The sequence below is a fragment of the Bacillus sp. 196mf genome (assembly GCF_003217275.1).
Classification (GTDB): domain Bacteria; phylum Bacillota; class Bacilli; order Bacillales; family Bacillaceae_G; genus Bacillus_A; species Bacillus_A thuringiensis_S.
This window is the reverse complement of record NZ_QJTG01000003.1, coordinates 124718-137613: the sequence shown is the minus strand read 5'-3', so window position 1 is coordinate 137613 and position 12896 is coordinate 124718. Positions and strand designations below refer to the sequence as shown.

Here is a 12896-nt window from a genome sequence, read left to right as displayed (position 1 = left end):
GTTTTGTAACAATTATGCGGTTTTTTTGCTAGTATATAGCACGTGTTTATAGCTTCACAAACAAAATGTTTATGTTTATATAACTATATTACCCATAAAACGGTAAAACACTCAAGGAATGTAATCGTTTAGTAAACATCATGTAACATCCCTGTAATATTCTTATTTACGTCGAAAAAAACATGTTGTATTAAATATTTTGAATATAACTAGAAACCTATGAGTCATATAGAATGAAAAACGCTTTCCTATATTTTTTGTTATATTACAGGATGTTAACGACTTATTACGAATGGTTTGTAATTGTGTGTTTTCCCCAAATCCGAAAAAATCTGTTGCTATAATGAGGACACGAAAACAAACGCAATGGAGGCTATCATGAAAAAATTAATTGGTATAGCAACAGCAGCAGTTTTTGGTCTTGGGATTTTCACATCATCTGCTAATGCAGAAACTGTTGTAACAACAGACGTACTAAACGTACGCGAAAACCCTACTACGGAATCAAAAGTTGTCGGTAAATTACTAAACGGTAATAAGATAGATGTTCAAAATACAGAGAACGGATGGTCAAAAGTTACTTTAGACGGTAAAGACGCATTCGTAAGTGCAGAGTTCACAAAAAGCATCTACTACGTAACAGCTAACGTATTAAACGTACGTGCTGAAGCGAACACAAACTCAGAAATTCTTGGAAAGTTGAAGAAAGACGATGTAATCGAAACAACGAACCAAGTACAAAATGAGTGGTTACAATTTGAATATAACGGGAAAACAGCTTATGTTCATGTTCCTTTCTTAACAGGTACAGCACCTGTAATTGAGAAACAAGAAACGACTGTTCCTGCTAAAGCTGAAGCACCAGCTAAGGCTCAAGCACCTGCAGCACAAGCAAAACCAGCTGCTAAGCCTGCTGTGAAAGCTGCTGAAACTAGCACACCATCTGGTGGTCGTGAGTTAACAGTTGTAGCTACAGCATATACAGCTCACCCGAGCGAAAACGGTGGCACATATGGCGGCCGTGTATTAACTGCAATGGGTCATGATTTAACTGCGAATCCAAACATGAAAATGATCGCTGTTGACCCGAAAGTAATCCCATTAGGATCTAAAGTATGGGTAGAAGGTTACGGAGAAGCTATCGCTGGAGATACTGGTGGTGCAATTAAAGGTAACCGTATCGACATCTTACTTGGATCAGATAGCGCTGCTCAAAAATGGGGACGCAAAACTGTTAAAGTGAAAATTTTAAAATAACCAATGACTGCTAAATTACAAGCCGGTTCTCTTTATTGAGAGCTGGCTTTTATTTATTTATAATACATATAAGGAGGCTATGCCCATGAATGTACAAGCAAAAGTAGACTGGATTGGTACGCCAAAGCCGTACATATATAAAGATGAAGTAACATATAACGCTACTTCTATTGATTTCTCACTTGCTGGCGATGATAATCGCTATAAGTTAATTGTGCTCAAGTCTGAAAACAATACACATTACAAAATTGTGCAATATGGAATAAAACCAGGCTCTCAAAAACCATTTCCTATCGACATTCCATTTGAACAAAATATGTTGCCAATTATAGAGCAAATATTACATGATCCGTATGTACAAGCGATATTAAAAGAAACGCACTTATAATTGAAAAAAAGATATATCAACGATTTTTCGAATATATCTATCATAAATCGCAATATATCAACGATTTTTCAATTATATCTATCATAACTTACGATATATCAACGGTTTGACACGAAATATCGATTTAGCTACAAAATAAAGAGGCTGTTCAAATATTGAACAGCCTCTTTCATATTAACGAGTTGGACCAGATACATCTTCTGATTTCAACGTATTATTTGCACCAAGAGAATGATACAACATCTTTCCATTTCCATTCACAGTTACAATATGTTCGTTATTAAAACTTTTGAACTTCACAGATCCATCACCGTAACGAATGTGATACTCTTCATATGTCGTTACTTTATATTTCGTATCACTTTGACGCTCTACATTACGAACTTCCATCGTTAATAAGTCTTCTGTAATTCCTTTTTTGTGTAAATACTGTATATAATCACGGTCTTCCTTATACGATTTCCCGCTCTTATCATAATTATTTTCAATTAAACTAAAATCATTTAATGAAATTGCACGTACGTTATCATAAATATGATTTTTTACAAATTCGCCCACTGCTGAATTTGATGTTTCTTTCGGGAATTTTAAGTAATACGTGCTTTGGTCTCCAATTTTAATACTTTCAGATTTCATCACACCAAAATCAGTAGTTTTCTCTAAATGTACTTCTACTGTTTCATCTGTGGATACAGGACCAAGCTTATAACTTCCATAACTTAATTTTCCACGTTTTTTCCCGTTCACAAATACAGTTGCATCACTTTCATCAGAAGAAATGCTTACATACTTGCCTTCAAGCGATAAATCAATTTTCACTTTCTCACTCTGCTCATCCGCTAAATCTACTTCTTTCTCTGTTTCTAATTCAGTAAGTTCTGTCTTCGCCGTTGCCTTTACAACATATGTACCTGGGAAGTATGGCCCCAACTCTTTCGAATTTTTATCACTAGAAAGCTCTGTTTCTTTTTTGTCATTCACATATATTTCTGCATTCTTTGCAGTTGTACTTACATTCATATAATAAGATTTCATGCTGAACTTATACTTTGGATATAAGAACCACTCTTTTCCCTCTTCTACTATTTCCCCGTCTTTAAATGCAGGTTTATCTTTTGTTAACTTTTGATCTACTGTCTCTTTCTGTAAATAAGACAACAATTGTTTGTTGTAAGAAGGATTCTCTTTTAAATAACGCATGTACGCTTTAATATCCTCTGTCTTAATCTTTAAACTTGAATCATTTGCTTTCACAAACTCATCAATTGCGTTAATATCTTTCTTTTGGAATGCTTCAATCATTACATTTACTTGCTTTTCTTTTGAAAACTTATATGCTCCAAATTTATATGCCCCAAATAATAAAATAACAATAATAGCAAAACCAATGATTAAAAATAAATTCCTCTTACTTTTCACTGGTTTTGTCTCACTTTGTAATTCTGTATATGAAGCAGCAGTGTTATCAACGATTACTTCTACTTTACTCCCACACTCAGGACAAAAGTTCAAATGGTCTGCAACGTTCTTTTTACATGTTCCACAAAACTTCAACGTGCTCTCCTCCTATTTTTTAGCTAATTTCATTCCAGCAAATGCTGCTACATATGTCACAATCAAGCTAAACAAAGTTAAATATATAAATGAATTTTGCATAGATAATACCGTTCCACTTGTTCCAAATAAACCTGTTACAGTTCCTGAAACATTAATTTGGAACTTAGAAATCATATTCATTATAATCATCATAATTGTGTAAGAACCACTGCATACCGCTAATGTAATATATATATTGGCAGTCGGTAATTTAGCTAACTTTCTTCCCGCTCTAAACATAAAGAACAATGGAATAATAAGCAGTAATAAACCATAATGGAATACGTTATTCACTTTATCAAATTCTGCAAGGCTTTCCTCATTTGCTCCTTTTGAAATCAATATCTCTCTGAGCTCTACGCCATTTACAGAGACGCCTGATATAAATGAAAACGATAGTGTGCTCTCATATGCTTTTGATTTCTTACCAATTCCAGTAAATTCCTTACTAAGTGCTGGACTTGATACTTCTAACGGCGCAAAATGAGCCATACTCCATAATTGAGGTGTTAACTCTAATGCTAATAATGTACTTTCTGATTTTAAAGTTGTTATTTCTTTTAATGGTTCAATACCATCTTCCTTACTTACTAACGCCATAATACAAACCGCTACTGCTGTTACTAAAAGTCCTTTTATCATAGCTGAAACACCGTAATAAACAGACGCTCCATATGGCATTAACTCTTGAAATGCTGCTGCCATATTGTTTTTGCTTGTATGAGCAATAAATCCTAATAAAGTAAATAATGTCCCACATACAAAACCACTCAATAAACTCTTAATCGCTGAATAGCCAACCGTAATCTTACCTGCTTCTGAGAATGGAATTGCAAAAGATTGTGATGCTATAAAACTTATAATGAATAAAAAGATGCCATAAATAATACCAACTGTTGATGCCATAAAAATTTGATCTTTAATCGTTTTCGCAACATGCTGCTTCCCTAACCAAATTCCTGTACCAGCGAAAATAATAAATGGAATGATTAATAGTAATGTAAATGGAGTATGCCAAGATAAAGAAAATATCAATCCACTATCGTCGTTAGCTGTAAAACCAAGTAAATGATAACTTAACATCGTAGAAGTTGCACTCGAATAAAAATTCGGCAACATATCTAATTCTTTCGCAAATTTGCTAAACATCTCACTTATTATAGAAGCAAATAATAAACTACCAATCCAACCAGCAATTAACATGAGAATACTTGCAACAGCCCCACCAATAAAACCTTTTTGTAAAACGGCTTTATCTGCTTTAAATTCAACTTTAGGAGCACCATCCATTGTAGGCAATTTTACAGATTGTTCTTTTTTCTTCGCAACAAATAAAGAATACCCACACTTTTGACAATATAAATTTTTTTGAGCATTTTCATTGCCACAACCTTTGCAGTATTTTGCAGTATCTTTTTCTAATGTTATTGCATCTATAGCTCCTGCAATCTCCATACTACCTTCATTTGGACAATAATTTACTTCTTCACCATGTTGTTTTCCACATGTGCGACAATACATTTAATTCACTCCCCACTTTGCTTAATTCCACAAACTGGACAGTAAGTAGAGTTTTTATCGATATGCTCATTACATGAAATACAATTTACCGTTTCACCTTCATTTTCTACTGCTAACATCGGGTTAGGCTTTCCACACGAACCACAAAACTTATCATTTATTGATAAAGGTCCACCACATTCACATGTAGCTTTTTCACCTTGTTGTTTTTGCAATTCAACAATGCGTTTTCTTGCTTGATAAATAGCTACATCAAATTCTTGAACTGGAGCAATCATTTCTTTTAAGCTCGCTTCATTTACTCCATTTCCTCTTAATTGAACGTACACTTGCTGTCCAACCTCTAATAGAACCTCTGCTTTTTTCTGCATTTGCACTTGCATTCCTTTTTTCAATTGAGCAATTTCTTGTGCAACTTGCAACTTCATTTTCCCTTGTTCTATTCCTTCTTGTAACTTATTCATTCCACTACCTAACTTCGTCTGTAAATCTGACAAATCATTTCTCCTCCTATACGTATATATTCATATATAAAATTAACATTTTATATATTACCATGATTTTCAAGTTATGTAATCCAAATTTCATTTTTTCTGTTTTGAGCATTTTTTGTTTATAATGGTAAAGGAAAGAAATATGTGTACGGAGGAATATTATGCTGCAACACTCAATTACGAAAGATGAAATTATGATGATTGCGAATGAGTTCGTTCAAGGACTAGATCCACAGCAAACAGCTGATCAGGAACATGTCGCTACAGCTCGGCACCTATATCGTAGTGGTGTTGTCTACAATGTTGACTTTGATGGTTATACACTATCAGGAACTGTAGATGCGGAAGGCAACGTATTTTGCGTTCATATTCCGATTCGTAACGTCGCTGAAAGTTATTGTGATTGCTTCGCACCAACACAATGTGAGCATATGCTTGCTGTATTACTATCTGCAGCGTCTAGTTTCGGGCAAGTAGGAGATGTATTAACTTTATTTAAAAATAATACGAAACCTTCCCTTCCTCCTATTCGAACTGCAAGACAAGTATTGCAATCATCAGCTTTTGAAGAAACCGATTATAAAAGTTGGCAATCGTATTTTGAAAAAGAATATGAATCATTTAAAAAAGAACAAGCTCGGCTTACTTATAAACAAATGTATTTTCTTATGAGTATCTTTACAGATTTCTATACGAAACTTGAGCGGAAAGCTCCGCGTGTCATTGCGATACATGAATTATTCAGGTTACACGCAGCACTTTACTGCTTTCAAAAGTTATTAGAAGAAATTCAGGCATTCGACGCAAACAAAACGTATTCTTATCACCAACCTGTTAATGTCATTCGCCTATTTGTAGACAAAGTGGAATCCATCGTTCGGGACTTACAATCAGAAGCGATTCCTTCAGAGTCTGAAATAATTTTACAAGAAACAGCTCGTCTCGTTCATGAAGTATTCTTCTCTACCGACACTTATACGCAAGAGCGATTTTTCATTTATCGTCACATATGGAGTGAACTTTTAAACAATAAAGAGAAAATACAAGAAGAAGAAAAACGAATCGATACGAAAATCAATCCACTATCCAAAGCGTTAGCGTCTTCCCATCTTCTCTTTTTGAATGACGAAGATCTACTAGCGATGGACTTACTAAAAAAACAGCCTGCTTCTGTTGTGAGTCTATACTTCTATTGGTTAGAAGAACTATTAAGTGCCATGCAGTGGGATCGTGCGAAAAATTGGCTTTCCTTTACGTATAAACAAGTAAAGAAAACAATCCAAGATCACGAAAATACGATTTTTATAAAAGATGTCGTTCGCCTATTTGTAATCATGTATGAAACATATGCAACACATACAAATGAACAAGCGGGTTTCGAAATGATCTTACAAGAACTATTACCGTATAGTTTCACAAACTATGAACAGTACGTACTCGCGAAAAAACAGTATCGCACATGGGCAGAGCTTCATCTCCTATATGGATTTGAAGCAATTGAACTGTTAAAAGAGCCACTGAAAGATATTGAAAAAGAAGCGCCAGAAGCGGCACTTCCTCTTTACCATCTTGCTGCTGTAGAGGCGATTGAAGAACGAAATCGCAAATCATATAAACGCGCAGTTCGTTACTTAAAGAAATTACGCACATTATATAAACGATTAAAACGCACCGATGAATGGGATGCTTTCATTATTCACATCGCCAATCTCCATTCACGTCTGCGTGCACTACAAGAGGAATTACGGAAAGGAAAATTAATCGATGATCAATCAAACTGAAGTAACAATTAGGCTCCAGCATGTTAGTCAAGGTTGGTTCCTTTGGGGAGAAGATGACAGCGGTACTCCATTATCCGTAACAAGTTGGAAACGAAATGCATTCACATGGCACTCCACTTCTTTCTACGGTACTTCTCTAAAAGAAGCAACCTTCGAAGGAAAACAAGGTGTGCTGCTAACAAATGCACAAGCCTTTGAATACATTGCAAACAAACCGATGAATTCATTTGCACATATGCAAATAAACGGACCTATTACAGCCCTTACGAAAGATGCAAATGAATTATGGGATGCCTTTACGAGTGGTAGCTTCGTACCAGATATGAATCATTGGTCCAAACAACCATCTTGGAAAGTTCAAAATACACCAATTGAAGATGACACATTAGCATCTCTTTTCTCAGCAGCAGTTAATGAAAGCATATTACAAGATAATCGCTCAAATGACGGCTGGGAAGATGCCAAAAGACTATATGAACATTACGACTTTACGAAAAGACAATTGGAAACAGCACTACATGAAGAAGATTGGCTTCGAAAAATTGGTTATATTGAAGATGATCTTCCGTTTACAATCGGACTAAGATTGCAAGAACCACAAGAAGAATTTGAAATGTGGAAGCTTGAAACAATTGTGACACCAAAGCGCGGGGCGCATCGCATATATGTATATGAAAACATCGATTCCTTACCGAAAAGATGGCACGATTACGAAGAACGGATTACAGAGACACAAGAAGGTTTTAGTAAGCTCATACCGTGGTTAAAAGAAGGAGATACGTTCCGAAATGAGCTCTTTGAAACCGAAGCGTGGAACTTCTTAACAGAAGCAAGCAATGAATTACTTGCAGCCGGCATTACAATTTTACTACCATCATGGTGGCAAAATTTAAAAGCAACAAAACCGAAATTACGTGTTCAGTTGAAGCAAAATACAGCACAAACACAATCGTTCTTCGGTATGAATACGCTCGTTAATTTTGACTGGCGCATTTCGACGAACGGCATTGATTTATCGGAAAGCGAATTTTTCGAACTCGTTGAACAAAACAAACGTCTATTTAATATAAACGGTCAATGGATGCGACTAGATCCAGCCTTTATCGAAGAAGTAAGAAAACTCATGAACCGTGCCGATAAATACGGACTAGAGATGAAAGATGTCCTGCAGCAACATTTATCAAATACGGCTGAAACGGAAATTGTAGAAGATAATAGCCCGTTTACTGATATTGAAATCGAACTAGATGGATATTATGAAGAACTCTTCCAGAAGCTGCTTCATATTGGAGATATTCCAAAAGTAGATGTCCCTACTTCACTAAACGCAACACTTCGTCCGTATCAACAACACGGTATTGAATGGTTATTATATTTACGAAAGCTTGGATTTGGAGCATTGCTAGCTGACGATATGGGACTCGGGAAAAGTATTCAAACAATCTCTTACTTACTATATATAAAAGAAAACAATCTCAAAAAAGGCCCTGCATTAATCGTAGCACCGACATCTGTTCTTGGAAATTGGCAAAAAGAATTTGAGCGTTTCGCACCGAATTTACGTGTTCAATTACATTACGGAAGTAATAGAGATAAGGGCAATTCATTTGAAGATTTCCTTCAATCAGCAGATGTTGTATTAACATCTTATGCATTGGCTCAACTCGATGAGGAAGAACTAACTTCATTATGCTGGGATGCTGTTATTTTGGATGAAGCACAAAATATTAAGAACCCACATACGAAACAGTCGAAAGCAGTACGAAACTTGCAAGCAAATCACAAAATCGCTTTAACTGGTACGCCGATGGAAAATCGCCTCGCTGAACTTTGGTCCATTTTTGACTTTATTAATCATGGATATCTCGGAAGCTTAGGGCAATTCCAGCGCCGCTTCGTCACACCGATTGAAAAAGATCGTGATGAAGGAAAAATCCAGCAAGTTCAACGGTTTATCTCACCATTTTTACTGCGCCGAACGAAGAAAGATCAAACAGTCGCATTAAATTTACCAGATAAACAAGAACAAAAAGCTTATTGTCCTCTTACTGGTGAACAAGCTTCCTTATATGAACAACTTGTTCAAGATACACTGCAAAATGTAGAAGGATTAAGCGGAATTGAAAGACGCGGCTTTATATTACTTATGCTGAACAAGCTAAAACAAATTTGTAATCATCCAGCTCTTTATTTAAAAGAAGAAGAGCCACAAAATGTCGTTGAACGCTCCATGAAAACAAAAATATTAATGGAGCTCATCGAAAATATAAAAGATCAAAATGAAAGTTGCCTCATCTTCACTCAATACATCGGCATGGGGAACATGCTAAAACGTGTGCTAGAAGAAAAATTCGGCCAGCGTGTCCTCTTCTTAAACGGTAGTGTACCGAAAAAAGATCGTGACAAGATGATTGAGGAATTTCAAAATGGAACGTATGACATTTTTATCTTATCCTTAAAAGCTGGCGGAACAGGACTAAACTTAACCGCTGCCAACCATGTCATTCACTACGATCGTTGGTGGAATCCAGCTGTGGAAAATCAAGCAACAGACCGCGCATATCGCATTGGTCAAAAACGGTTTGTTCATGTTCACAAACTCATTACAACAGGAACATTAGAAGAAAAAATTGATGAAATGCTAGAAAGAAAACAATCTCTAAACAATGCGGTCATCACAAGCGATAGTTGGATGACTGAACTATCAACAGACGAACTAAAAGAATTACTTGGTGTATAAAGTGAAACTTTAATCAGTGGGGGGTTTGTTCATCCCCACTGATTATTAGTTGAACCAATCGGGCTTTTACGGGCAGTTGATCACCTCCCTAACTCCTTTGCTTTCGCTGAATTTTGAGGTGGGGGTCTTACTGCCCGTTAATGCGGGATAAAGTGAAACTTTAATCAGGCCAGTTACGGGAAATTTTACTACCCGCAAAAAAAGAGCTAATCTCGAAATGAGATTAGCTCTTTTTTCTATTCCAAAACCAATTACTTATTATAATCCCGGTTAATCCGCCGCACGTATCAAGCAATGAATCTTGCCACATTGGTGTACGGTCCCCCGTATACCATTGATGGATTTCATCAAATGTTGCATAACCTGTAACGAAAAGAAGGGCATATATAAAACATCTTTTCCTCGAATGACCTGATCGATGAAAAGCGTAATAAATCAATGAACCTAGCATAAAGAACACCATAAAATGAGCACCTTTACGAAGGAAAAACTCAATAAATCCGCCTACACCTTTATTCGCAATACTAACAGGGGTTCCTCCACCATAATCGATAGATACCCATGAAAAATGCTCTTTCACAAATTCAACATTTACATATTGTTCAATATCTGAACGCATATCCTGCTTTTTATATGGTTGTGCCGAAGAATAGAAAATCAGCCCCATCCATAGTAATACAGGAATCCAAAATAACCATTTACGATTCATTATCCAGAATTCTCCTCTCTTAATCTTTTAAGGGTACCAAAAAAAAGAAAAAATTTCACGCCAAAACATGACATTTGTACCCTATTTATAAAGTGAAAGGAGGTGATACACATGGCAATTGAAACAATCGTAATGGATTTAACTTTACGTCTTGTCTTAAACAACGGATTAGATAAGAACGGCAAAACAGTTTTCAAGAGCAAACAATTTAAACGTGTTAAAACAAATGCGAGCTTAGATCAAGTACACAACGTAGCTCATGCTCTCGCTTCCTTACAAGCATCACCACTTCACGCTGTACAACTTGTTAGCACATCAGATCTTTCTAAACTATAAAGTAAAACTCGGATCAGTGGGGATTTTATTCATCCCCGCTGATTATTAGCCGCAATTTAACCAGCAGACCCGAGTCCCGTAAATAGCGGGATAAATACAAAGGAGGGAATAACACATGCAAGTACTAGAGTTAATTTTCGCGAAAGAAGATGGAAAAACAGTCGTTTTTTCTATCAATACGCCCATCACACCAATCGATGCACAAGTCGTAAATCAAGTAATGGATACAATCCTTGCCTCATCTGTATTTTCATCCATTGATGAAAATACAAGAAAAAAGGGAGCTCGCCTTGTAGAAAAAAATGTATCTGAAGTTCCAATTACTCTATAAAATGAAAAAGACGAATCTGCATCATTTTGCAGATTCGTCTTTTTTCTTCGGCATTTCAATCGGAATAAAAATCTTTGAAAAACCGACGCATACGTACTTATAATGTTCTTCACCTATATCAAACTCAGTCGTATATGTTGAGAAGAATATATAATCATTTCGCTTCGTATAATGATCAATTAATAACCCAACTTGTGGCTCAACATACTTTTTCGCTAACTTTTTACCGGCCGATGCCAAGTCGCCAAGGAGACCCTCTTCATTCTCTTTTTGAACTTCATCTAGCTTCTTACTCACATCATTACGCTTCATAAACTGCTTCGCTGCCCATTCTGTATATTCTCCTTTACTCGGATTGCTGTTTGCTAAATATACTAGGAGAATGACAACTAAAGCCATAATAATATACTTTTTCTTCATACTATATCACCGCCTACTCTTTTCTATTTTCATATATATGTACAAGCGATGCAAATTAGAAAGACTATCACCTATTGATTGTAAACGAATAGCCAAAATTTACAATATGAAATAGAATATTAACAATTAATTTACTTAATTTATATATAATTATATTCAGAATGAGAATTATAAGGGAGGATATAAAATTATGGATAATGAAAACAACATTTTTATTTCTAGTTCTACAATGATGCTTGAACCATGTAAACACCCTTATTACCGTACAAAAATCATCGACAGTAGCGGAAACCATCTTTACTCCTGTCAGACTGCTCTCCAACTTATACAGAAATCTTGTCTAACAAATATTCATTCTACTTATCAAGGGAGACGTAATGCCGTAAAAACAAAATTTAAATTTAAACAAAACGTCCCAATTCCGATCAACCATAGAGAATATATTTGTGCTTTCCCAACAGAATCTCCTGCTTCTCCAAATTGTATTTGGCTTTTCTTCAAACATGTTCATACAATAGAATTTTTCCAAAAAGCTAAACAAGCTAAAATTCATTTTTCAAACGGAGCTACCGTAACGATACAAATTAGTTCCCATAAGTTAAGTCAGCAATTATGGAAAGCTGGATATGTATTATCCCAAATGAACATGCAAGATTCATCACCTTAATAACAAATAGAATGGAAGGTAGTATTTCCTTACCTTCCATTCTATTTGCTATTTTTATCCTCTTACACTATCTCGCATTTTCTCGAGTGCTTGCCGATACATCCATCTTACTTGATAATATGTCATTTCCGTCTCTAAAGCGATTTCTCCCATCGTCTTTCCTACAAAAAAACGTTCAAAAATAATATACTTCTCCTTCTCATCTAACACACTCATAAAATCCTTCACTCTTATTTCAACATCTTCAAAATGAAAAATATCCTCATACTCACCTACACATACACATCTTTCTTGTACAGTAGATTCTTTCTTCAATCTTTCTAATATATAACCACGCACCGTTACAAGTGCATATGCAGGGAAACACCCCTTCTCCGCATCAAATCTTTCATATGCATGCCAAAGACCAATTAAACCACATTGATAATACTCTTCATAATCTTGGCGAATACCTAATTTCTTTATTTGATTTACAATCATCCCTTCATACAAAACAACTGCCTCTGTAAAAGTCGCTGGCTTCACACAGTACCCGTTTCTAAAAGGTATACCTTTCTAGTATTCCGCGGTACCTTCACAATATAAAAATAAAGAAAAGATTTCACTGTGGGTAATTTCAAATACTACCGACGGAATTTGAAATTACACTATGTAGT

13 protein-coding genes are annotated in these 12896 nt (G+C 35.6%); 7 read left to right on the top strand and 6 right to left on the bottom strand.

Annotated features, from left to right (window positions below; translation table 11 throughout):
* Positions 1–378: 378 nt before the first annotated feature.
* Positions 379–1257 (top strand): cell wall-binding protein EntA, encoded by an 879-nt coding sequence (locus ATL10_RS07375; RefSeq protein WP_000733343.1) that lies wholly within the window; start codon positions 379–381, stop codon positions 1255–1257.
* An 85-nt stretch (positions 1258–1342) separates the two neighbouring features.
* On the top strand, positions 1343–1645 hold the full coding sequence (locus ATL10_RS07370) for a DUF3910 family protein (protein ID WP_090978563.1): 303 nt from the start codon (positions 1343–1345) through the stop codon (positions 1643–1645).
* A 174-nt stretch (positions 1646–1819) separates the two neighbouring features.
* Here the strand turns inward: ATL10_RS07370 and ATL10_RS07365 are convergent, their stop codons facing one another.
* The 3 genes from ATL10_RS07365 to ATL10_RS07355 are packed head-to-tail and all read right to left on the bottom strand — an operon-like array spanning position 1820 to position 5259.
* Positions 1820–3199 carry a zinc ribbon domain-containing protein gene (locus ATL10_RS07365; RefSeq protein ID WP_090978561.1) on the bottom strand — a complete coding sequence of 460 codons (1380 nt, stop codon included), beginning with the start codon at positions 3197–3199 and terminating at the stop codon, positions 1820–1822.
* 12 nt (positions 3200–3211) lie between these two features.
* Entirely contained in the window at positions 3212–4762 is a 1551-nt protein-coding gene (locus tag ATL10_RS07360; RefSeq protein WP_098834908.1) for a zinc ribbon domain-containing protein, read from the bottom strand.
* A 5-nt stretch (positions 4763–4767) separates the two neighbouring features.
* Positions 4768–5259 (bottom strand): zinc ribbon domain-containing protein, encoded by a 492-nt coding sequence (locus ATL10_RS07355; RefSeq protein ID WP_001281749.1) that lies wholly within the window; start codon positions 5257–5259, stop codon positions 4768–4770.
* Positions 5260–5417: 158 nt separating this feature from the next.
* Here ATL10_RS07355 and ATL10_RS07350 point away from each other — a divergent pair, with 158 nt between their 5' ends.
* Together ATL10_RS07350 and ATL10_RS07345 are read left to right on the top strand one after the other, a co-directional pair.
* Positions 5418–7037, top strand: a complete 1620-nt coding sequence (locus ATL10_RS07350) for an SWIM zinc finger family protein (RefSeq protein ID WP_110496653.1) — start codon at positions 5418–5420, stop codon at positions 7035–7037.
* Entirely contained in the window at positions 7021–9777 is a 2757-nt protein-coding gene (locus ATL10_RS07345) for a DEAD/DEAH box helicase (protein WP_090978557.1), read from the top strand. The genes ATL10_RS07350 and ATL10_RS07345 overlap by 17 nt, the downstream gene beginning before the upstream one ends.
* A 223-nt stretch (positions 9778–10000) precedes the next feature.
* Here ATL10_RS07345 and ATL10_RS07340 read toward each other — a convergent pair whose 3' ends face one another.
* Complete coding sequence (locus tag ATL10_RS07340; protein ID WP_098390426.1) at positions 10001–10486, bottom strand: VanZ family protein; 486 nt, start codon at positions 10484–10486, stop codon at positions 10001–10003.
* Between the two features lie 111 nt (positions 10487–10597).
* Here ATL10_RS07340 and ATL10_RS07335 point away from each other — a divergent pair, with 111 nt between their 5' ends.
* Together ATL10_RS07335 and ATL10_RS07330 are read left to right on the top strand one after the other, a co-directional pair.
* Positions 10598–10822, top strand: a complete 225-nt coding sequence (locus tag ATL10_RS07335; protein WP_000963861.1) for a DUF1659 domain-containing protein — start codon at positions 10598–10600, stop codon at positions 10820–10822.
* Between the two features lie 115 nt (positions 10823–10937).
* The gene (locus ATL10_RS07330) at positions 10938–11153 is read left to right on the top strand and encodes a DUF2922 domain-containing protein (RefSeq protein WP_078384754.1); all 216 of its coding nucleotides are present in this window, start codon (positions 10938–10940) and stop codon (positions 11151–11153) included.
* Positions 11154–11174: 21 nt separating this feature from the next.
* Here ATL10_RS07330 and ATL10_RS07325 read toward each other — a convergent pair whose 3' ends face one another.
* Entirely contained in the window at positions 11175–11573 is a 399-nt protein-coding gene (locus tag ATL10_RS07325) for a DUF4359 domain-containing protein (protein WP_000731400.1), read from the bottom strand.
* Between the two features lie 190 nt (positions 11574–11763).
* Between ATL10_RS07325 and ATL10_RS07320 the strand changes: the two genes are divergently transcribed.
* Complete coding sequence (locus tag ATL10_RS07320) at positions 11764–12240, top strand: competence protein ComK (protein WP_029443634.1); 477 nt, start codon at positions 11764–11766, stop codon at positions 12238–12240.
* Positions 12241–12294: 54 nt separating this feature from the next.
* Here the strand turns inward: ATL10_RS07320 and ATL10_RS07315 are convergent, their stop codons facing one another.
* Complete coding sequence (locus ATL10_RS07315; protein ID WP_071713997.1) at positions 12295–12765, bottom strand: sigma-70 family RNA polymerase sigma factor; 471 nt, start codon at positions 12763–12765, stop codon at positions 12295–12297.
* Positions 12766–12896: the final 131 nt, after the last annotated feature.